Annotated in this window: 20 protein-coding genes; 9 read left to right on the forward strand and 11 right to left on the reverse strand. The window is 66.2% G+C overall.

The window, feature by feature from the left end:
- Positions 1–7 precede the first annotated feature (7 nt).
- Both DY467_RS08835 and DY467_RS08840 read right to left on the reverse strand, forming a co-directional pair.
- Positions 8–295, reverse strand: coding sequence for a GCG_CRPN prefix-to-repeats domain-containing protein (locus DY467_RS08835; protein WP_107345043.1), 288 nt, complete (start codon positions 293–295; stop codon positions 8–10).
- Positions 296–523: 228 nt separating this feature from the next.
- Positions 524–925, reverse strand: a complete 402-nt coding sequence (locus DY467_RS08840) for a hypothetical protein (RefSeq protein WP_164635361.1) — start codon at positions 923–925, stop codon at positions 524–526.
- Between the two features lie 328 nt (positions 926–1,253).
- Here DY467_RS08840 and DY467_RS08845 point away from each other — a divergent pair, with 328 nt between their 5' ends.
- The 9 genes from DY467_RS08845 to DY467_RS08885 all read left to right on the forward strand — a co-directional run bounded on the left by DY467_RS08845 (position 1,254) and on the right by DY467_RS08885 (position 15,625).
- Entirely contained in the window at positions 1,254–4,739 is a 3,486-nt protein-coding gene (locus DY467_RS08845) for an indolepyruvate ferredoxin oxidoreductase family protein (protein WP_164635362.1), read from the forward strand.
- 252 nt (positions 4,740–4,991) lie between these two features.
- Complete coding sequence (locus DY467_RS08850; protein WP_011158739.1) at positions 4,992–6,140, forward strand: thiolase family protein; 1,149 nt, start codon at positions 4,992–4,994, stop codon at positions 6,138–6,140.
- Positions 6,140–6,532 carry a Zn-ribbon domain-containing OB-fold protein gene (locus DY467_RS08855; RefSeq protein WP_164635364.1) on the forward strand — a complete coding sequence of 131 codons (393 nt, stop codon included), beginning with the start codon at positions 6,140–6,142 and terminating at the stop codon, positions 6,530–6,532. The genes DY467_RS08850 and DY467_RS08855 overlap by 1 nt, the downstream gene beginning before the upstream one ends.
- Positions 6,533–6,665: 133 nt before the next feature.
- Complete coding sequence (locus DY467_RS08860; RefSeq protein ID WP_164635366.1) at positions 6,666–7,526, forward strand: MaoC family dehydratase; 861 nt, start codon at positions 6,666–6,668, stop codon at positions 7,524–7,526.
- Positions 7,527–7,673: 147 nt separating this feature from the next.
- The gene (locus DY467_RS08865; protein ID WP_164635368.1) at positions 7,674–8,552 is read left to right on the forward strand and encodes an SDR family oxidoreductase; all 879 of its coding nucleotides are present in this window, start codon (positions 7,674–7,676) and stop codon (positions 8,550–8,552) included.
- Positions 8,553–8,655: 103 nt separating this feature from the next.
- Positions 8,656–9,609 carry a dihydrodipicolinate synthase family protein gene (locus tag DY467_RS08870; RefSeq protein WP_107345037.1) on the forward strand — a complete coding sequence of 318 codons (954 nt, stop codon included), beginning with the start codon at positions 8,656–8,658 and terminating at the stop codon, positions 9,607–9,609.
- Between the two features lie 4 nt (positions 9,610–9,613).
- A complete protein-coding gene (locus DY467_RS08875) occupies positions 9,614–10,405 on the forward strand; it encodes an NUDIX hydrolase (protein ID WP_164635370.1) in 792 nt (263 codons plus the stop codon).
- Positions 10,406–10,558: 153 nt separating this feature from the next.
- Positions 10,559–12,733 carry a PQQ-dependent dehydrogenase, methanol/ethanol family gene (locus tag DY467_RS08880; RefSeq protein ID WP_164635372.1) on the forward strand — a complete coding sequence of 725 codons (2,175 nt, stop codon included), beginning with the start codon at positions 10,559–10,561 and terminating at the stop codon, positions 12,731–12,733.
- A 189-nt stretch (positions 12,734–12,922) separates the two neighbouring features.
- Positions 12,923–15,625, forward strand: coding sequence for a PAS domain S-box protein (locus DY467_RS08885; protein WP_164635374.1), 2,703 nt, complete (start codon positions 12,923–12,925; stop codon positions 15,623–15,625).
- Positions 15,626–15,655: 30 nt separating this feature from the next.
- Here the strand turns inward: DY467_RS08885 and DY467_RS08890 are convergent, their stop codons facing one another.
- The 9 genes from DY467_RS08890 to DY467_RS08930 all read right to left on the reverse strand — a co-directional run bounded on the left by DY467_RS08890 (position 15,656) and on the right by DY467_RS08930 (position 21,977).
- On the reverse strand, positions 15,656–16,006 hold the full coding sequence (locus DY467_RS08890) for a GrlR family regulatory protein (RefSeq protein WP_107345033.1): 351 nt from the start codon (positions 16,004–16,006) through the stop codon (positions 15,656–15,658).
- A gap of 165 nt (positions 16,007–16,171) precedes the next feature.
- Positions 16,172–18,190 (reverse strand): methyl-accepting chemotaxis protein, encoded by a 2,019-nt coding sequence (locus DY467_RS08895; protein ID WP_164635376.1) that lies wholly within the window; start codon positions 18,188–18,190, stop codon positions 16,172–16,174.
- Positions 18,191–18,514: 324 nt separating this feature from the next.
- The gene (locus DY467_RS08900) at positions 18,515–18,784 is read right to left on the reverse strand and encodes a hypothetical protein (RefSeq protein WP_164635379.1); all 270 of its coding nucleotides are present in this window, start codon (positions 18,782–18,784) and stop codon (positions 18,515–18,517) included.
- A 63-nt stretch (positions 18,785–18,847) separates the two neighbouring features.
- The gene (locus tag DY467_RS08905; RefSeq protein WP_205502186.1) at positions 18,848–19,564 is read right to left on the reverse strand and encodes a DNA-methyltransferase; all 717 of its coding nucleotides are present in this window, start codon (positions 19,562–19,564) and stop codon (positions 18,848–18,850) included.
- A complete protein-coding gene (locus DY467_RS26865; protein WP_164635381.1) occupies positions 19,468–19,734 on the reverse strand; it encodes a Com family DNA-binding transcriptional regulator in 267 nt (88 codons plus the stop codon). The genes DY467_RS08905 and DY467_RS26865 overlap by 97 nt, the downstream gene beginning before the upstream one ends.
- Positions 19,735–19,874: 140 nt before the next feature.
- Positions 19,875–20,282 carry a septal ring lytic transglycosylase RlpA family protein gene (locus DY467_RS08915; RefSeq protein WP_164635383.1) on the reverse strand — a complete coding sequence of 136 codons (408 nt, stop codon included), beginning with the start codon at positions 20,280–20,282 and terminating at the stop codon, positions 19,875–19,877.
- Positions 20,283–20,293: 11 nt separating this feature from the next.
- Entirely contained in the window at positions 20,294–21,370 is a 1,077-nt protein-coding gene (locus tag DY467_RS08920; RefSeq protein WP_164635385.1) for a phage late control D family protein, read from the reverse strand.
- On the reverse strand, positions 21,367–21,603 hold the full coding sequence (locus tag DY467_RS08925) for a tail protein X (RefSeq protein WP_164635387.1): 237 nt from the start codon (positions 21,601–21,603) through the stop codon (positions 21,367–21,369). The genes DY467_RS08920 and DY467_RS08925 overlap by 4 nt, the downstream gene beginning before the upstream one ends.
- On the reverse strand, positions 21,600–21,977 hold the full coding sequence (locus DY467_RS08930; RefSeq protein ID WP_205502188.1) for a phage tail protein: 378 nt from the start codon (positions 21,975–21,977) through the stop codon (positions 21,600–21,602). Before DY467_RS08930 ends, DY467_RS08925 begins: the two co-directional genes overlap by 4 nt.
- Position 21,978: the final 1 nt, after the last annotated feature.

Raw genomic sequence — 21,978 nt, forward strand, 5'->3', positions numbered from 1 at the left:
AGGCCGATCAGAACCGGCGGAAGCAGCGGCCGTGACGCCAGGCGTAGCCGGGAGGGCAGGCGCGGGGCGCGACGACGCGCGGCGGCACCACGACCGGACGGCCATAGCCGGGACGCGCATACATCGGACGGCAGCGGCCCATCGGACCACGCGCCCAGCCCGGACCGCAACCCTGCGCGACCTGGATCACGTCGCCGGACGCGGGCGAGCCCAGCGGCGCCAGCGGCATCGCATTGGCTGCGCCGGCTCCCACCAGCGTCGCGGCGAACAAGGCTGCGGCAAAGATCTTCTTCATTTGTCAGTTCTTCCCTTCACTGGCCGATCAGCGGCTCTGTGACCCTCGCGGCCGCTTCGATCCGAAGGCGGCCCGCGTGTTATTCGTCCCCAGATTTCGTTTAGCCGATTCGGTCTGAACACGGCATGAATGCAGCCGCACCCGTCTGCACGCTGGCGGACACAGCGATGCGGCGAACGGTTGTCGTCGTTCGCCGCATCTGCTCACGGTGAAGTCGCGAGCGAGCTGTTAGTTGGCGTTGCCGCTGCTCGGAGCGGCGCGGGGAGCGGGGGCTGCGCCGGTGGTGACGCCGTTCTGCGCGTTCGGATCGGCGCCGCGAGGCGTCACGTCGCGGACGCCGGGCGGCACCGGCGGCGCGTTGTGCGCATCGGTCTGGCCCGGGGGCGGTGGTGAGGCCTGGGTCGCGACCGAGGGATTGTTCGGATCGGTCGATGGTCCGCTCATGCCATAGAACACGGCGGCGAACACCAGCACGATCGCGACGGCGAACAGCGCGAGCCGGCCGGACGTCACCGGGCCTTCGCGCATCTCCGGGTCGGCCTGCAACTGCGCATCGAGCTGCGACGGCGTGCGGGGATCGTCGGGCGCCGTCTCGCGCCGGTAGGGATCGTCAGGATTGCGTTGCGCCATGGAGTCCTCCTTTCGGCTTCCTCCACCAATCCATCGCCTAACCTTCCGTTCCCGCGCCGCCCTTGGTTCCCCGGCCGAATCACGATCACCACGGATGGAACGTGTTGCGGTGCACCGGACATGATCGTTCGCCGAGCCACGACGTGGCGGCACTTCATGCAAGCGGGATGCGGCTTTTGAGACATCAAAATGCGAACAGGCGGAATGCCTTGAACGCGCGGCTTTTTGTGGTGCGCGAGGCGGAAAAACCAGCTTAGACTGTTTCGAAACAGAGACCGCTTCAGCGGCCGAATGGCCCTTGCGGTCCAATGCCTTTCGCGAGGGCCGGATGGGAATCGACCAGGGACCGATCAGTCTCGATCAGAAATACACGCAGCACTCAGGACACGTCTTCCTCACCGGCATCCAGGCGCTGGTGCGGCTGCCGATGGCGCAGGTCCGGCGCGACCGCGCGGCCGGCCTCAACACCGCCGGCTTCGTCACCGGCTATCGTGGCTCGCCGCTCGGCGGCTACGATCAGCAGCTCGTCGCCGCGCGCCATCATCTCGAACAGTACAACGTCAAATTCCAGCCGGGCGTGAATGAAGACCTCGCCGCGACCGCGATCTGGGGCACGCAGCAGCTCAATTTGTCGCCGGGCGCGAAGTACGATGGCGTCACCGGCATCTGGTACGGCAAGGGCCCGGGCGTTGATCGCTGCGGCGACGTGTTCCGCCACGCCAACGCCGCTGGCTCGGCCAAGCACGGCGGCGTGCTGTGTCTCGCCGGCGACGATCATGGCGCCAAGTCTTCGACCGTGCCGCATCAGTCCGACCACGCCTTCATCGCCGCCTTGATGCCGTATCTGTATCCGTCGTCGATCCACGAGATGATCGAGATGGGTCTGCTCGGCATCGCGATGTCGCGCTACTCCGGTTGCTGGGTCGGCATGAAGGTGATCACCGAGACGGTAGAGACCACCGCGGAGATCAATCTCGCCGACGAGATGAAGCCGTTCGTGATTCCGACCGACTTCGAGATGCCGCCGGGCGGACTCAATCTGCGCTGGCCGGACGATCGTTATGACCAGGACCGCCGGCTGCAGGACTACAAGGGCTTCGCCGCGATCGCGTTCGCCCGCGCCAACAAGGTCAACCGCATCACCATGGATTCGCCGAACGCGCGGTTCGGCATCATGGCGTCGGGCAAGAGCTATGAGGACGTGCGCCAGGCGCTGCGCGAGCTCGGTGTCGACGAGCAGGTCGCCGCCCGGATCGGCCTGCGGCTGTACAAGATCGGGATGCCGTGGCCGCTGGAGCCGGAAGGCGTGCAGGAATTCGCGCGCGGGCTCGAAGAGATCTTCGTCGTCGAAGAGCGGCGCGAGATCGTCGAGAACCAGGTCAAGCAGCTGCTGTTCGGGATGCGCGAGCGGCCGCGCGTGATCGGCAAGATGGACGACCGCAACCATCGCTTCCTGCCGTTTGCCGAGGAGCTGAGCGTCGCCAAGGTGGCGACCTCGATGGTCGACCGGCTGCTGGCGATGGAGATCGATCCGACGATCGCCGAGATGCTGCGCGCCAAGGCCGACTGGTTCCATGGCCGCGACGCCTCGCAGGTGCAGGCGGTGGTGCCGATCGCGCGCACGCCGTATTTCTGCTCGGGCTGTCCGCACAACACCTCGACCAAGGTGCCGGAAGGCAGCCGCGCGCTCGCCGGCATCGGCTGTCACTTCATGTCGCTGTGGATGGATCGCTCGACCGAGACCTTCACTCATATGGGCGGTGAGGGCGTGCCGTGGGTCGGCATCGCGCCGTTCACCGACGAGAAGCACATCTTCGCCAATATCGGCGACGGCACCTACTTCCATTCCGGCAGCCTCGCGATCCGGCAGTCGATCGCATCGAAGGCGAACATCACCTACAAGATCCTCTACAACGATGCGGTGGCGATGACCGGCGGTCAGCGTCACGACGGCGATCTGTCGCCGCAGCAGATCACCTACCAGCTGCATTCCGAAGGCATCCGCGAGATCTATCTGGTCTCAGAAAATCCCGAGGCCTATCCGGCCGACAGCATCGCGCCGGGCGTGCATCTGCGCCACCGCGACGAGCTCGACGCGGTGATGAAGGAGTGCCGCGAGATCAAGGGCGCGTCCGCGATCGTGTTCGTGCAGACCTGCGCGGCCGAGAAGCGCCGCCGCCGCAAGCGCGGCCTGATGGAAGATCCGGCGCGCCGGGTGATGATCAACGCCGCGGTATGCGAAGGCTGCGGCGATTGCTCGGTGCAGTCGAACTGCATCTCGGTCGAGCCGCTCGAGACCGAACTCGGCCGCAAGCGCGCCATCAACCAGTCGACCTGCAACAAGGACTATTCCTGCCTCAAGGGGTTCTGCCCGTCCTTCATCACCATCGACGGCGGCAAGCTGCGCAAGCGCGCGGCGGTCGATCTTGGCGACCTGGGCGCGTTGCCTGAGCCGGCGACCCGGCCGGGGCTGGATAAGCCGTATAACCTCGCGGTCGGCGGCGTCGGCGGCACCGGCGTGCTGACGATCGGCGCGCTGCTCGGCATGGCGGCGCATATCGAAGGCAAGGCGTCGATGATCCTCGACATGTCGGGCCTGGCGCAGAAGGGCGGCGCGGTGCTCAGCCACGTCCGGCTGTCGGACAAGCCGGAGGACGTCACCTGTTCGCGGATCGTCACCGGCACCGCGGACGTGCTGATCGTCGCCGACGAGGTGATGGCGATCTCCAAGGAGACGCTGTCGCTGTGCGAAGCCGGCCGCACCCACGGCGTCGTCAACACCCATCTGATCCCGATCGCCGATTTCATCCGTAACCGCGACTTCGATTTCCAGACCCGCAAGGTCAACAGCGTGCTCGAAGCGGCGCTGCGCAAGGACTCGGCGTTCCTGGATTTCACCAAGGCGGCCGAGACGCTGCTCGGCGACTCGATCGCCACCAACATGATGATGATGGGTTTTGCCTATCAGCAGGGTCTGCTGCCGCTGTCGGCGACTGCGATCGAGCAGGCGATCGAACTCAACGGCGTGTCGATCAAGATGAACACCCAGGCATTCCGGCTCGGCCGGCTCGCCGCCGCCGATCCGGCACGGCTGGCCTCGCTGCTGCACGGCGCCGATCATGCCACGGCCGGCAAGACTCAGGGCGAGATGTCGCTGGACGAGATCATCGCGCATCGCAGCGCGCTGCTCACCTCGTATCAGGGCAAGCGGCTCGCCAAGCGCTACGCCGATCTGGTGGCCAAGGTGCGCAGCGCTGCGGAGGCCGGCGGCTACGGCGAGGCGCTGCCGCGTGCGGTGGCGCTGAACTACGCCAAGCTGCTCGCCTACAAGGACGAGTACGAAGTGGCGCGGCTGCTGACCGAGTCGGGCTTCGAACAGCAGATCCGCGACCAGTTCGAAGGCGACTACAAGATCAGCTTCAACCTCGCGCCGCCGATCCTGCCCGGCATCGATCTCACCGGCCGGCCGAAGAAGCGGCAGTTCGGCGAGGCGATGCGCCCGGTGTTCCGGACGATGGCGAAATTCAGCTTCCTGCGCGGCACGCCGCTCGATCCGTTCGGCTATCATCCCGAGCGCAAGCTGGAGCGAAAACTGATCGCCGACTACGAGGCGGATGTCGCCAGCGTGCTGCAGCATCTGTCGCCGGCGACGATCGACACCGCGGTCGAGCTGCTCGCGATGCCGGACCGGATTCGCGGCTACGGCCCGATCAAGCAGAAGTCGGTGGACGACACCGCGCCGCGGTTCGCCGAACTCCGCGCCAATCTGCGCGACCCGCAACCCGCGCCGCCGCGGCAGATGGCGGCGGAGTAGGTCGTTCGCAGTTTATCCGCGTCATTGCGAGGAGCGCAGCGACGAAGCAATCCAGCAGCCCAGTTCATGGAGCCCCTGGATTGCTTCGCTTCGCTCGCAATGACGGAGAGGTCTTTCCCTCTGGCTCATTGTGACGACGTGATCTCAAGACATTCCGCGACGTGGTAATTGTCCCCGCGCGCGAACACGCTTGCCAAGGTCGCTTGGAGCGGTCACAAAAACCGTCCGACCAAACGCCAGCGGAGAACTGCGTTGACAATAAGAGGCAAGGCTTACATTGCCGGCATCTACGAACATCCCACGCGCCACGCGCCCGATAAATCCATCGCCCAGCTCCACGCCGAAGTCGCCAAAGGTGCGCTCGACGACGCCGGCCTGACCAAGGCCGACATCGACGGCTACTTCTGCGCCGGCGACGCGCCCGGCGGCGTGATGGCGATGGTCGATTATCTCGGCCTCAAGGTTCGCCATTTCGATTCGACCGACACCGGCGGCTGCTCCTATCTGGTGCATCTCGGCCATGCCGCGGAAGCGATCGCCGCCGGCCGCTGCTCGGTCGCGCTGATCACGCTGGCCGGCAAGCCGCGGACCGGCGCGCTGCCGCCGCGCCCGGTCGGCGCCGAAGGTGACTTCGAACTGGCCTATGGCGCCACCACGCACAACGTCTATGCGATGTGCGCCGCGCGTCACATGCATCAGTACGGCACCACGTCCGAACAGCTCGCCTGGATCAAAGTCGCGGCCTCGCATCATGCGCAGTACAACGAGCACGCGATGCTCCGCGACGTCGTCACCGTCGAGGACGTGCTGAACTCGCCGCTGATCGCAGATCCGCTGCACCGGATGGATTGCTGCGTCGTCACCGACGGCGGCGGTGCGCTGATCGTCACCACCGAGGAGATCGCGCGCAGTCTGAAGAAGCCACTGGTGCGGATGATCGGCGCCGGCGAGGCGATCAAGGGGCCGCGCGGTGGCCACAACCTCGATCTGACCTATTCGGCCGGCGTGTGGTCCGCGCCGCCGGCGTTCGAGATGGCCGGCGTCACGCCGAAGGACATCAAGTACGCTTCGATCTACGACAGCTTCACCATCACGGTGCTGATGCAGCTCGAAGACCTCGGCTTCTGCGAAAAGGGGCAGGGCGGCAAGTTCGTCGCCGACGGCAACCTGATCTCGGGCGTTGGCAAGCTGCCGTTCAATACCGATGGCGGTGGTCTGTGCAGCAACCACCCGGTCAATCGCGGCGGCATGACCAAGCTGCTCGAAGCGGTGCGGCAGCTCCGCGGTGAGGCGCATCCCAAGGTGCAGGTGCCGAACTGCGACCTCGCGATCGCTCATGGCACCGGCGGCATGCTCGGCATCCGCCACGCCGCCTCGACCTGCATTCTGGAGCGCGTGTGATGAACAGCCCCGTGAAATATCCCGCGCCTCAGGGCAACGCCGAAACCAAGCCGTTCTGGGATGCGGCGACCGAAGGCAAGCTGCTGATCAAGCGGTGCACCGCTTGCGGCGAAGCGCATTACTTCCCGCGCGCGCTGTGCCCGTTCTGCTTCTCCGACCAGACGGTGTGGGAAGAGAGCAAGGGCGAGGGTGAGATCTACAGCTACAGCCTGATGCGCAAATCGCCGACCGGTCCTTACGCGATCGGCTACGTCACGCTGAAGGAAGGTCCGTCGGTGCTGACCAACTTCGTCGACTGCGATTTCGCATCGTTGAAGATCGGCACCAAGGTCAAAGTGGTGTTCAAGCCCAGCGACGGCGGCGCATCGCTGCCGTTCTTTACGGTGGCCTAGCCGCGTCATTGCGAGCGAAGCGAAGCAATCCAGCGCCGCGTATGGCGCATGTGGATTGCTTCGTCGCTTCGCTCCTCGCAATGACGGGGGAGGCCGGGTTTTTCGTCAAAGAGATAAAACAAAGGAGAAGCCGATGTCGGCCCGCTATGACGAACTGATGGCGCTGAAGAGTGTCGGCCAGAAATACGCCTACACCGACCGCGACGTGATGCTGTACGCCTATGGCATCGGCATGGGCGCCGATCCGATGGACGAGAAGGAACTCGCCTTCGTCAACGAGGCGACCTACACCGAACGTCCGTTGAAGGTTGTGCCGACATTTGCGTCGGTCGCGGCCTGGGGCGCAGGGCCGGGCGAGATGAATCTCAACCGGCTGCTGGTGGTCGACGGCGAGCGCGACATCACCTTCCACCGGCCGATGCCGGTGGCGGCCAACATCACCGCCGATTCCAGCGTCGTCGAAGTGTACGACAAGGGCAAGGACAAGGGCGTGGTGATCCGTCACCAGACCATCCTGCGCGACGAGACCGGCGAGGCCCTGGCGACGCTGCTGGCGTCGCGCTTCGCCCGCGGCGACGGCGGCTTCGGCGGCCCGGCGCTGGAGCAGCCCGAGCCGCACAAGATGCCGGACCGTGCGCCCGATCGCAGCGTCGACATCTCGACCCGGCCGGACCAGGCGCTGATCTACCGGCTGTGCGGCGACCGCAATCCGCTGCATTCCGATCCCGAGTTTGCGCAGAAGGCCGGTTTCCCGCGCCCGATCCTGCACGGCATGTGCACCTACGGCCTGACCTGCCGCGGCGTGCTGCAGACCTACGCCGATTACGACGCGTCGGCGTTCCGGCAGCATGCGGTGCGGTTCTCCTCGCCGGTGTATCCGGGCGAGACCGTCACCATGGACATGTGGAAGGATGGCAACGTGATCTCGTTCGAAGCGCGGGTGAAGGCGCGCAACGTCACGGTGATCAAGAGCGGCCGGACGGTGCTGGGCTGAGTGGAGAACGACGCTTATTTCGAGTGATGCGTCATGCCCGGACTTGATCCGGGCATCCATCGCTTCGAACAAGATGGATTGCCGGGTCGAGCCCGGCAATGACGACAACAGACGCGGTCAGCGCGCAGGCAACAACGGGAGGACGCGATGGGATTGCTCGACGGCAAGGTGGCGTTGATCACCGGGGCGGGCGGCGGGCTGGGTGAGGCCTACGCCAAGCTGTTTGCGCGCGAAGGCGCCGCGGTGGTGGTCAACGATCTCGGCGGACCGCGCGACGGCTCAGGCTCCGACGCCGGCATGGCGCAGCAGGTGGTCGATGCCATCAAGGCTGCGGGCGGCCGCGCCGTCGCCAACACCGCCGACATCTCGACGATGGCCGGCGGGCAATCGGTGTTCGACGACGCCATCAAGCATTTCGGCCGCGCCGACATCCTGGTCAACAACGCCGGCATCCTGCTCGACCAGACCTTCGCCAAGGTCTCGGAGGCGAACTGGGACAAGGTGATGAAGGTGCACCTCAAGGGCACGTTCTGCGTCACCCAGCCGGTGTTCAAATGGATGAAGGACAATGGCGGCGGCGTCATCGTCAACACCTCGTCGACCTCGGGCCTGCTCGGCAATTTCGGCCAGAGCAACTATGGCGCCGCGAAGGGCGGCATCTGGGGCCTCTCCAACGTGCTGGCGATCGAGGGCCGCAAATACAACATCCGGATCTGGACGCTGGCGCCGGGCGCGTTGACCCGGATGACAGAGGACCTGCCGCGCTATCGCGAGAACCCGGGCGCGGCGCTGACGCCGGAAGGGATCGCTCCGGCGGTGCTGTACATGGTCTCCGGCCTGTCCGGCGACCAGACCGGCAAGGTGCTCGGCGTCTCCGGCCCGCGCGGGGTGCGCGAGATGAAGCTGATGGAGATGGAAGGCTGGAAGCCGCCGCACGACGCCTGGTCGGCGGAGGACATTGTGACCCACGCCGGCGAGATTTTCTTTTCGGAAGAGGCTATCAAGGCGGCCGGGCGCCCGCGCTGAACGGGCGCCGTGCGGCGCCGCCCGGGGAACACCCGGCGGCGAGCGCCGGTGCTGGGCAGCTCGACTTGCCGGCATCGGTGAAACCCATCGAAAGGCCCACTTCATGAAGCTCACCCCGGAAGCCGCAGGCACCTTCGCCATCGCGCCGACCCCGTTCCACGACGATGGCAAGATCGACGACGTTTCGATCGACCGTCTGACCGATTTCTACGCGGAGGTCGGCTGTGAGGGCGTCACCGTGCTCGGCATTCTTGGTGAGGCGCCGAAGCTCGATGCGGCCGAGGCCGAGGCGGTGGCGACCCGCTTCATCAAGCGCGCCAAGTCGATGCAGACGATCGTCGGCGTCTCGGCGCCGGGCTTCGCCGCGATGCGCCGGCTGGCGCGGCTGTCGATGGATGCGGGCGCGGCCGGCGTCATGATCGCGCCGCCGCCGTCGCTGCGCACCGACGAGCAGATCACCACCTATTTCCGCCAGGCCACCGAGGCGATCGGCGATGACGTGCCCTGGGTGCTGCAGGATTATCCGCTGACGCTGTCGGTGGTGATGACCCCCAAGGTGATCCGGCAGATCGTGATGGACAGCGCGTCCTGCGTGATGCTGAAGCACGAGGACTGGCCGGGGCTCGAGAAGATCACCACGCTGCGCGGCTTCCAGAAGGACGGATCGCTGCGCCCGCTGTCGATCCTGTGCGGCAATGGCGGCCTGTTCCTGGATTTCGAGATGGAACGCGGCGCCGACGGCGCGATGACCGGCTACTGCTTCCCGGACATGCTGGTGGACGTCGTCAAGCTGTCGAAGGCCGGGCAGCGCGATCTCGCTCATAACCTGTTCGACGCGCATCTGCCGCTGATCCGCTACGAGCATCAGCAGGGCGTCGGCCTGTCGGTTCGCAAATACGTGCTGAAGAAGCGCGGGCTGTTGTCGTCGAGCGCGCAGCGCAAGCCGGGCGCGAGCCTGACCGACACGGCACGCGAAGAAGTCGATTATCTGCTGTCGCGGCTGGCGCGGGTCGACAAACGCGCCGATCTCGAACCGCGCAGCAAAGCTGCGGAGTAACACCATGACCACCGAAGCTGCCGCGCGTCCCGCATCGACCATCGTGCTGTTGCGTCAGGCCGCGGCCGGCTTCGACGTGTTCATGATGGTCCGGAATTATCAGGTCGAGTTTGCCTCCGGGGCACTGGTGTTCCCCGGCGGCAGCGTCGATGCCGGCGACCGCGACATCGTCGGGCGGCCGGAGCTGTATGCCGGCGTCGACGGATCGGTCGGCCCGGCGCTGGAATTCCGGATCGCAGCGATCCGCGAGACCTTTGAGGAAAGCGGCATCCTGCTGGCGCGGCCGCGCGGCAGCGACGCGCTGGTCGCCGCCAGCCGCGCCGCCGAGATCGAGGCGGCGCATCGCAAGGCGCTGTGTGACGGCAGCATCGCGTTTGCGCAGATCATCGCCGACAACGAGCTGGTGCTGGCGCTCGATCTGCTGGTGCCTTACGCGCACTGGATCACGCCGGAGAAGCTGCCGAAGCGGTTCGACACCTGGTTCTTCCTCGCCGAGGCGCCGCCCGAACAGCTCGGTATGCACGACGGCGGGGAGACCACCGATTCGATCTGGCTGTCGCCGCGCGAGGCGCTGGACGGTGGCGACAGCGGCCGCTTCACGCTGCCGTTTCCGACCACCCGCAATCTGATCCGGCTCGGCCAGCAGCAGAGCGTCGCCGCAGCGCTCGATCACGCACGTGCACAGAGCATCGTGACCGTGCTGCCGATCATGACCAAGGACGGCGACAAGCGTTTGCTGCGGATTCCGGCCGAAGCCGGTTACGACGGCGAGCTGTTCGAATTCTCCGGCGCGTAGTTCGCAGCCGCGGCATCGCAATGCAGCGCGTCGCGCATTGCATTGCGAGATAATAACTGCGTCTGCATCTCGTCCGCATTCTGGTTGACGCTCTCTCGACTGCGCGCAACACTTCCGCCCGGCCCGGCAAGAGGCCGTGTAGGGAGCGAATGCATGAGGAAGCCTGCTGACGCGGTGCGGACTGCGCACCGACCTGTCCAACATCCAGCGATACGATTAGCTGCGAAGCGTCTCGGCGCCGCGGCGCTGATGGCCGCGCTGCTGTCGCCGGCAATCGCCGTCGCGCAAGACGCCAAAGGCTCCGCCGCGCATATCCGCGCGGTGACAGGTGCAGTCGACAGCGCGGCGATCGTCGCCAACGCCAAGGCCACCAAGGACTGGCCGAGCTACGGTCTCGACTACGCCGAGACCCGCTTCAGCAAGCTCGACCAGATCAACGCCGACAACGTCAAACAACTCGGCCTGCAATGGAGCTACAGCCTCGGCTCCGAGCGCGGCGTCGAAGCGACGCCGGTGGTGGTCGACGGCATCATGTACGTCACGGCGTCGTGGAGCGTCGTGCATGCGATCGACACCCGCACCGGCAAGAAGCTTTGGACCTTCGACCCCAAGGTCGATCACTCCAAGGGCTATCGCGGCTGCTGCGACGTCGTGAACCGCGGTGTCGCGCTGTACAAGGGCAAGGTGTTCGTCGGTGCCTATGACGGCCGGCTGATCGCGCTCGATGCCGCGACCGGCAACAAGGCGTGGGAGATCGACACGCTGATCGACCACGAGCATTCCTACACCATCACCGGCGCGCCGCGGGTGTTCAACGGCAAGGTGGTGATCGGCAATGGCGGCGCCGAATACGGCGCGCGCGGTTACGTCACCGCCTATGATGCCGAGACCGGCAAGCAGGCGTGGCGCTGGTTCACGGTGCCGGGCGATCCGAGCAAGCCGTTCGAAGACGAATCGATGGAGAAGGCCGCCAAGACCTGGGACCCGGCCGGGAAATGGTGGGAGAATGGCGGCGGCGGTACGGCGTGGGACACCATCACGTTCGATCCCGATCTCAACCTGATCTATGTCGGCACCGGCAACGGCTCGCCGTGGAATCGCAACCTGCGCAGCCCGGCCGGCGGCGACAATCTGTATCTGGCGTCGATCGTCGCGCTGAATGCCGACACCGGCAAATACGTCTGGCACTATCAGGAGACGCCCGGCGACAACTGGGACTACACCTCGACCCAGCCGATGATCCTCGCGGACATTCCGATCGACGGCAAGCCGCGCAAGGTGATCCTGCACGCGCCGAAGAATGGCTTCTTCTTCGTGATCGACCGCACCAACGGTCAGTTCATCTCGGCGAAGAACTTCGTCGATGTGAATTGGGCGACCGGCTACGATTCCAATGGCCGTCCGATCGAAGTGCCGGAAGCGCGTTCGGCGGACAAATCGTTCGACGCGATCCCGGGGCCATATGGCGCGCACAACTGGCACCCGATGTCGTTCAATCCGCAAACCGGTCTGGTGTACCTGCCGGCGCAGGGCGTGCCGGTCAATCTCACCGGCGAGAAGGCGCTGACCCAGAACAAGATGGAGCCGTTCAAGTTCGGCTCGACCACGGGTTGGAATGTCGGCTTCACGCTGAACGCGGTGCCGCCGAAGAACCTGCCGTTCGGCCGGCTGGTGGCGTGGGATCCGGTGCAGCAGAAGGAAGCCTGGCGCGCCGAGTACGTCTCGCCGTGGAATGGCGGCACGCTGACCACAGCGGGCAACCTCGTATTCCAGGGCACGGCTGACGGCCGCTTCGTGGCCTACAACGCCAGGACCGGCGAGAAGCTGTGGGAGAGCCCGCTCGGCACCGGCGCAGTGGCGGCGCCTGCGACCTACATGGTCGACGGCGTGCAATACGTCTCGATCGCGGTCGGCTGGGGCGGCGTGTTCGGCATCAGCGCCCGTGCCACCGAGACCGAAGCGCCGGGCACGGTGTACACCTTCGCGGTCGGCGGCAAGGCCAAGATGCCGGAATTCGCCAAGTATCAGATGGGCAATCTGCTCACCGGCATCGAGTACGATCCGAAGGACGTCGCGGAGGGGACGGCGATCTATGTCGCCGCTTGCGCGACCTGCCATGGCGTGCCCGGCGTCGACCGCGGCGGCAACGTCAAGAACCTCGGCTATTCAACGACCGAGCGGATCTCTCACCTCAAGGACATCGTGTTCAAGGGGCCGTTCCGCGACAAGGGCATGCCGGACTTCACCGGCAAGCTGACCGAAGCCGACGTGGTGAAGATCCAGGCCTTCATCCAAGGCACCGCGGACGCGATCCGGCCGAAGAAATAGCCGTCGACACATTGCTGCCGCCCGGCTGATCCCGGGCGGCGATCGCTTCCACCACAACCTAAAAGACCCCGGCAGCCCAGCGCTGCCCGGGGCTGCTTCGGCGATTGTTGACGGCGCACCGACGCTGTACTGTCGGCGGCGCAAGTGCGGGAGGAGGACGCCCGCACAGGGAGCGCCGGTCTCGTCAGCATGCCAAACGCTGTTTCATCGTTCATCCAGAGCGTGAGGACACGCACGCTCTCGATCGGACAGATGACGTTCGGCAGCTTCCTGTTGCTGCTGACGATCATCGCGGCCACCTCGATTGGCAGCGTGGTGGCGATCCGGCATATCGACCGCACCTTCGGCGAGTTGCAGCGGCTGCAGAGCGTCGGCGATCTCGCCGAAGAGATCGAGCGGCGGATGAGCGATCTGCGCTTCGCCGCGCGCCAGGCGGTGACCGAACCCGGGGCGCAGCCGGCCAGCAAGGTGTTCACCGCCGCATCGGCACTCACCGAACTTCTGAAGAAGACCCGCCTGGAGTTGGCGCCGGATCAGCAGGAGATGCTCGACGGCGTCACCGAGCGGCTGACCAATTATCGTGACGGGCTGCAGCGCATCACCGAGCTGATGCAGCGCCGCGGCGAGCTGGTGGGGAAGATCCCGGCGCTGCGCGAGGCGTTCGAGGCGACGATCGCCGGCCTGTCCGATCGCAAGCTCGCCGGCGAACTGCATTCGGCCCAGATCAAGGTCGGGGCCGCGCTGCTGTCGCGCGACCTGATGGGTGCCAGCGACGCGGCCCGGCGGATGCGCGCGCTGCCGATCGGCGATGCGACGGCGGCCCGTTCGGTGCGCGACTACGCCGAACTGATCGCGGCGACCGCGGCGGTGGAGCAGGAGATCGCCGATCTCGACCGCGACGTGCTCGGCACCGAGGGCCGGCTGATCGGCAAGGTCACCGAACTGCTGCGCGATGCCGCCGCGCGTCGCGGACGGGTGCTGTCGCGCGATCTCGCCCGCACGCTGGCCGAAGATAAATGGCAGAGCATCGTGCTCGGCATCGCCGGCGTGCTGCTCGGCTGGATGGCGGCGGCCTTCGTGGTCCGCCGCACCGTCGGACCGCTGACCGCGATCACCCGGGCGATCCGTTCGCTGGCGGCGGGACAGCAATTCACCGCGATCCCGGCGACCGACGTGAAGAACGAAATCGGCGACATCGCCCGCGCCGCCGAAGTGTTCCGTCGCACCCTGGTCGAGGCCGACAACGCCCGCGAAGCCGCGGTGCGGGCGCTCGCCGAGCAGCGGCTCGCCGAAGAGAGCTATCGCAAGCTGTTCGAAGGCTCGATCGACGGCATCTATGTGACGACGCCCGACGGTGCGCTGCTCAACGCCAATCCGGCGTTGGCGCGGATGATGGGCTATGACAGCCCGGCCGAACTGATCCGCGCCACCGCCGACGTCACCACCACGATCTACATCGATCCGGCCAAGCGCGAGCAATATCGCGAGCTGATGCAGCGCGATGGCATGGTGCGCGAATTCGAGTATCAGGCACGCAAACGCAACGGCGACGAGCTGTGGCTGTCGGACAGCGCCGGTGCGGTTCGGGACGAGGCCGGCAACGTCATCCGCTATGAAGGCGCGGTGCGCGATATCACCGATCAGAAGCGCGCCGAGCAGGCGGTCGCCGAAAGCCGGCTGCTGCTGCAGCAGGTCATCGACACCGTTCCGGCGGTGATCAACGTCAAGGATACCGAGCTGCGCTACGTGCTGATGAACCGCTATATGGCGGGTGTGTTCGGCATCCACCCGCGCGACGCGATCGGCCACACCACCGCGGAGCTGATGTCACGGTTCGGCTCGCACAAGACCGACGCCAACGATAAGCGCGTGCTGGAGACCGGCGAGGGGCTCGGCTTTTACGAGGAGGAGTATCGCGACGCCACCGGCGCGGTGCGGCAATGGCTGGTCAACAAGATGCCGCTGAAGGACGCCGAAGGTCAGATCGAGCGGATCGTCACGGTGGCGCTGGATATCGGCGAGCGCAAGCGCGGCGAACTTGAAATGCGCCAGGCCAAGGATGCGGCCGAGGCGGCGCTGCGCAACCTGCGCGAGACCCAGCAGTCGCTGATCGAAGCCGAAAAGCTCGCCGCGCTCGGCCGGCTGGTCGCCGGCGTCGCGCACGAGGTCAACAATCCGGTCGGCATCAGCCTGACGGTGGCCTCGGCACTGGAGCGCAAGGCCGCGGTGTTCGCCACCGAGGTGGCGCGCGGCGAGCTGAAGCGGTCGCGCCTCAACGAGTTTCTGGAGACGACGCGCGATGCCTCGTCGCAGCTGGTCGCCAATCTCAACCGCGCCGCCGAGCTGATCCAGTCGTTCAAGCAGGTCGCGGCCGACCGCAACTATTCGGACCAGCGCCTGTTCGATCTCGGCGATCTCACCGAGCAGGTGGTGATGAGCCTGCGGCCGGGGCTGCGCAAACACAATCTGACGCTGAACGTCGAGTGCCAGCCCGGGCTGATGATGAATTCCTATCCGGGCCCTTATGGCCAGGTGCTGACCAACCTGTTCCTGAATTCGGTGGCGCACGCGTTTCCAAACGGTCGTGCCGGCACGGTCGAGATCCAGGTGCGGGCGGCGGGCAACGATCACGTCGTGGTGGCGTATTCCGACGACGGCTGCGGCATGAGCCTCGATGTCCGCCGCCGCGCGTTCGATCCGTTCTTCACCACGCGGCGCGACCAGGGCGGCACCGGCCTCGGCCTGCACATCGTCTACAACATCATCACCAACCGGCTCGGCGGCCGGCTCGAACTCGACTCCGAGCCGGGCAACGGCACCCGCATCCTGATGACGCTGCCGCGGACCGCGCCGCAGGAGCGCGCCGAGCTGTCGGCGGCGTCGGCCTCATAGGGAAGGGCGCGGACGACCGCCGCGGCGGCGTCAGTCGGCGGGCGCGAGCCAGCGCAGCGTGGCGCGAAACAGCTGGCTGGATTTGCCGACCAGCGCGGTGCCGGTCATCACCGCGGATTTTCCGTCCGACGTGCCGGTGACGCCGACGCCGACCGGCTCCTTCTGGCCGCCGAACAGCGGATTGGCGTCGGGGCTCGGGGTGTGCTGGGTGACGGTGACCTCACCCTTGAAGCTGTCGCCCGAGACCACGTAGCTGCCGACGTAATACAGATAAGCGTCGCCGCCGAGGATCTTGCCGTCGCGAAACAGCGCCACGCCGCTGCCCTTGCCGGAGCGGCCGTCGAGCAGATCAACGTGGAGCGAATACAGCCCGTTTTTCATCACGTTCCCCGCTGCGCCCACAACTGATCGGACGCACCGTCCCGTTATGCCAAAGCGGGTGAACGGGCGTCAACGTGACAGGATATCCGGGGCCCGCCGGCGCCGCCGGCGAGCCTCCTCGCGGATGGAGCCCTCGGCTCGGGGCGCCGAGGGCAGGGGCGATGATCAGGCCGCCCGGACGGTGTTGAGGAACTTGGAGACTTCGGTCTTCAGCCGGTTGCTGTCGGCGGACAGCGACTGGGCCGCGGTCAGCACCTGCGACGAGGCCGAGCCGGTCTCGCTGGCACCGCGCTGCACGTCGGTGATGTTCGATGACACCTGGTGCGTCCCTTGCGCCGCCTGCTGGACGTTGCGGGAAATCTCCAGGGTGGCTGCGCCTTGCTCTTCCACCGCCGAGGCGATGGTGGAGGAGATTTCAGACAGCTTCTCGATGGTCGCGCTGATGTCCCTGATCGCGTTCACCGACTCGTTGGTGGCGCCCTGGATGCTGGAGATCTGCTGACTGATATCGCCGGTGGCCTTTGCGGTCTGCTCGGCCAGGGCTTTGACTTCCGACGCCACCACGGCGAAGCCGCGTCCGGCCTCGCCGGCACGCGCCGCTTCGATCGTGGCGTTGAGCGCGAGCAGGTTGGTCTGGCCGGCGATGGTGTTGATCAGTTCGACGACGTCGCCGATCCGCGCGGCCGCCTTCGACAGTTCGCTGACGCGGTCGTTGGTGAGGTGCGCCTGGCTGACGGCGTCGTTGGCGATCCGCGCCGAGTCCTGCACCTGGCGGCTGATCTCGTTGACCGAGGACGACAGCTCCTCGGTGGCGGAGGCCACCGACTGCACATTGGTCGAGGCTTCTTCCGAGGCCGCGGCCACCATCGTGGTGAGCTCCTGGGCGCGCTCGGCGGTGCTCGTCAGCGTCGTTGCGGACGCTTCGAGTTCGGTCGAGGCCGACGACACGGTATCGACGATTTCGCCGACCGCGGATTCGAATCCGTCGGCGAGCTGGATCATCTCCTGCTTGCGCCGCTGCGCCGCGATCTGCTCTTGCCGGGCCTGGGATTCGGCTTCCTCGCGCGCCTTTTGTTCGGCATTCTTGCTGATCACCACCACGGTCTTGGCGATGTCGCCGACTTCGTCGCCGCGAGTCGCGCCGGGAATCTCGGTATTGAGCTGGCCGTCGGCAATGCGGCCGAGCGCGCCATTCAGCCGGGTCAGCGGGCGGGCGACGCCGACGAAGGTGAAGATCACCGAGCCGATCAGCGCCAGCATCACGATGATCGCGACCGCGAAGCTGACCCGGTTCGCCTGCACCAGCACCGCATCGGCCTCTTCCTTGGCGGTGCGATAATTCTTGCTGGATTCGTCCACCGCCGCCCGCATCAGTTCAGCCGACCGGTTGGCGATCCCGAGCGCTGCGGCGGCGATCTCGAGCTTGCCGGATTCTAATTTCAGAGCGCTCGCCGTCAGTTCGTTGAACGATTTGCCCGCGTCGGCGAGCTGATCGATCTCGTCGCTCAGTGATTTGTCGGTGACGACGCTGCGCAGCCGGCCCAGCGTATCGTTCAGCTCGTTGCCCCGCGTATCGATCGCCTTTTTTTGGCTGTCCTCGCCGGTGACGCTGAAGCGCCAGGTCGCTGCGCGGATCGCGTTGAAGTGCGAATCCGCTTCGTAGAGGATCCGTTCGGCTTCGAGGCGATTGGCGACGGTCGCGGGCGCGGTCCGGATCGCATCGAGCGCGGTACGCCATTCGCCGCCCAGCGCGTTGCGCTTGCCCGTAATGTCGAAGATCTGTCTGATCGTCTTGACCAGCTCCGTTCCCTGCTTCTCGTAGTCCTTGTTGAGCGCGGCGATCTGCAGCAGGCGATCCTTGTTCTCCTGCTTCACCGTGCGCTGGGCGGCGTTGTCGATTTCCTTCGCCATCCGTGCCGTCATGTCCGTCAGCGACGCGATCGGCTTGTCGAGATCGCCCGGAGCCTTCGCCAGCCGGATATCGCGGACGGCGAGCTGCATGCGGCGCAGCGCGATATTGGCTTCGAGGGTGTGCTCGTTGATGTATTGCTGCCCGTCGGCAAGCGCATTGGCAGCCTCGATCTTGCGCTCGGCGACGAACTGATTAGCGAGCATGCCGCCGGCGAGGATGACGCCGAGAAGGCCTGCAGCACCGAGCTTGTTACCAATGCGATCGAACTTCATCGTGACACTACCTAATTCGTGGTTGCGTCCGCAAACTGATCGCGGGGCGATTATCAAATGGTGAAAATAGGTTCCAGTAGAACTACCAACGTCGATCTGGAGCGTGATGCCATGCGGCGGCGCGCGATGCGGCGATGAGTTGAACGCCACCGTTTCCTGCTCGCTCCGCGAACATCGCGTACGCCTTGTGGATGAAGGGCATAGCGTTGCTTGGGGGGAGAGGCACGGCCGGGCTGATCCCGTCGGTTTTCGCTCATACCAAGGTCGCGTCGCGGGAAGGCGCCAGGGTGTAGCGCGCAAAATCGAATGGCAGCGCGCGCAAGATCAAGTGGCATCGGTTTTGGGATATGAGAACCCGCGGACGTAGCCGGGAGCGTCTTCCTGACGGGCCGGGTAATACCGCGTGGGGCGACAGCCGCACCGGTCGCATCGCATCTTCGCCCCGATCTGGTCGACGGTCATGGAGTCCAGGCCGCGCACCGTCTTCCGCAGCAGGTTGAAGGGCAGCCAGACATAGCCCTTGCAACACTCTCCGCAGATGTGGTGGTAGCCCTCGGCTTCGAGCTGGGTGACGGTTCTGGAATCGGCGGCCATGGCCCCGATCCAAGCCGGGCCGGCTCGGATTGTCCATAGCCGCCGTCGCTGTTCCAAGCCGCTTCACGGGCTCTTCAAAGCCTCTTCCAGCCGCCCGCAGGCGATCTCGAAATAAGCCTCGTCGACCTCGATCCCGACGTACGGCAGACCCCGCTGCAGGCAGGCGACGCCGACCGTGCCGGAGCCCATGAACGGGTCGAGGATTGGCCCCTCCATTACGCCCATCAACCCCAGCATCAGGTCGACCGGTTTGCCGGCGACGTGGTGCTTGATCCTCGGCACCGACATCCGGAAGACGCCGGGCGCGACCGGACCGACCGGTGGCCGGGCGCCGTTGGTGCCCCAGAGCGCGTACTCGGCCTGCACCCTGTAGCGGCCCTTCTGCGGCCGTGAGCCCTCCGTCTTGTCCCAGGGCACAAACCCCCGCCACACCCAGCCGGCGCACTGCACGGCGTCGCTGGTGACGGGAAGCTGCCTCCAATCCGAGAAGCAGACCAGCATCGCCCCCGGCCTGGTCAAGGCACGTGCCCGGCCCATCCAGAGGGTCGACCAAGCCAGGAACGAGCGCTGATCGCGCGTGTCTCCCTGAAACTCCGGGTATTTGGCCGGACCGGTCAGGTACTTCTCATTGGTGGACTTGGCGAGGTCCCTGACGTTCCCGCCGCTCGAATACGGCGGATCTGTCAGAACGTCTCCGACCGGCCCGAGGGTCGGCATGATTTCGAGGGCGTCTCCGAGATAGACGGTTGCCGGGCCGATCCGGCGTAGCTTGACGAACATTCGGCCTCTCCTGAGGTCGGACGCTCGCGGCGCTCTGGTGGGGGCTCTGTCGGCCTCAGAATGTTGATGCTGCCGCAGCGGCGGCACTTGATCTCGACGGGCGCGGCGATTGCTCCGCCGGCCGCGCGGAATAGCAGCGCCCGGCATTGGGCGCAGCGAATGGGCTCCATCTTCCGTTAATCCGAATCGTGCCACGTCGCCGCCGCTCGCCAGAGCTGGGGCGGGGTGGCGGCAATTCGCTAGCGTCGCTCCGCGGGACAGGTCGCCAAACTCGACCCGCGGCCGGGTAATTCCGGACCCCGTCATCCTTTCACCCAGCCACCTGACACCCGATCCGCCCGACACCGCGGCTTGCCAAGCCGATCGCACGGGCCGCGCCTTCCGAGAGGTCGAGCACGCGGCCTCGGATGAACGGCCCCCGGTCGTTGATGGTCACCACCACGTTCCGGCCGCCATAGGTCACGCGCAGGCGGGTGCCGAACGGCAGACAGCGATGGGCCGCCGTCATGGCGTGTCGATTGAAGCGCTGGCCGGATGCGGTGCGCGATCCAGACTCGCTGCCGTACCAGGACGCGAGGCCGTCACAGCGTCGATCGCATGCAGCGGCCGGCGCTGGGGTGATCAGCAGCCAGCCGGCCGCCAGAAACAGCCCGGCCGCGATGGCCCAAAGCACCGTCGCGCCGCCCAAGATCAGATTGCCGACACGGCACCGCCCCATGATTTCCCCCGTTACCCGACGTTGCCCGTTGACGGCACGCCGGCTTCGCCGCCGGAGCTGCCGCTCGATCCGCTGCCGCCGCCGCCGGAGCTGCTCTCCTTGCCCTCAGCAGGCGCCTTGACGGTGATGGTCGACAGCACCGGCTGGCCCTTCGCCCAGGTCGTGGCGATCGACTCCGACAGCCACGTGCCATCGATGCCGTCGCCGAAATCGCTGGCGATCACCTTGGCGCCGGCCGACCAGGTCGGGTCGTAAGGCCAAATGAAATGGCCGCCGCCGGTCAGCATGTTGAGCTTGCGGCTGTGCGCCTCCGCGGCGCGCTTGGCTTCGTCCTCGCTGGCCCTCGGATGCAGCAGCGTGTGGGTCGGGCCTTTGGACCCCGTCGAGTAGCGGATCGACTTCCGCTTGCCGCTCTTCGGGTCGTGGTACGACGCCTCGACCTTGCCATGGCGAGGTCGCGGCTCACCCTTGATGCGCCAGCCCGAGCAGCCGATCCGCATGATCTTGATCGGCGGCAGCTCGCCGCCGTCAGCGCCCTTGCCGGAGCCGCGCTTGGTCACCGCCAGCTTCTGCCCGCCGGGCTTGGCGATGCCGCCGGCCTCGGCCGCGATGCGGTTGGCGAAGTCGATCGGGCTCGCCTCCCAGCGCAGCGCATAGGGCAGCTTCACCTTCGCCAACTCGGGGTCGATCACCAGGGAAAGCTTGGCGGCCTTGGCGGTATCTTCGAGGATCTGGCCGAGGGTGGAATCGTGCCAGTGCTTCATGCCGCCCGCTTTGAACTCGCCCGACATGCTCGCCGCCCGCGCGGTGATCTTGATCGTCTCCGGCCCTTGCTCGCAGCCGGTTTCCCACCCGTTGACCTTGAAGGCGCCGATCATCGGGATGCCGGTTTCCTTGTAACCGGCGAAGACGATCAGCAGATCGTCCTCCTCAGGAATCGGGATCTGGCGCCAGCTGTCGTCCAGCTCGATCTCGAACTCGTCGTCCTCGTCGCCCGCATTGTCGGTGTAGGTCGCGCTGATGAAGTAAGGAAGCATCCCCTCCATCAGATTGACCGAGCCTTTCATGATCTTCAGGACGGGCGTCACGACTCGCCCCAGATGCGTTTGACCACCGGCCGCTTGGACTCGTTGGAGGGCCGCGGCGGCAGCTTGATCTTGGTTCCGAGCGGCAGCGTTATGCCAAGCGCCGCCAGCCCAGGATTGAGATTTAGTACGCTCTCCACGGCGCCGCCGCGCTCGGTCCCGAGCTCTGCCTTGCAGATCTTGTCCAGTCGCTCGCCATCTCGCCGGACCGTGTAGGTTCGATCGACCGAGGTCATGAATAGCCCTTCAAATCGATCGTAAAGGCGATCTTCTTTCCGCCGTAGCTTTCGAGGTCGCTGATCCGCTCGATGGTCACGGCACCGAGGAAAAAACCGATGAAGCCGCGGCCCATCCGCAGCATCGGCAGCGGGCGGCCCAGCCGTTGGCTGACCCGCATCGCCTCGTAGTCCGGCAGACCGCCGAGCTGATCTGGGAAGAGCACGCCGCGGATGGTCATCTCCGGCCGCGCAAAGCCCTGCATCTGCGCGCCGTCGACCATGCCGAACCTCGGCACGTCGACCCAGGTCGCCTCGGTCGCCGTGTCGATCTCCTGACCGTTGAACCCGACCGCCTGAAACACGTGGGGACCGACCGCCATCAACGCGCTCATG

It is taken from the genome of Rhodopseudomonas sp. BR0G17 (genome assembly GCF_010907025.1).
Lineage (GTDB): Bacteria > Pseudomonadota > Alphaproteobacteria > Rhizobiales > Xanthobacteraceae > Rhodopseudomonas > Rhodopseudomonas palustris_H.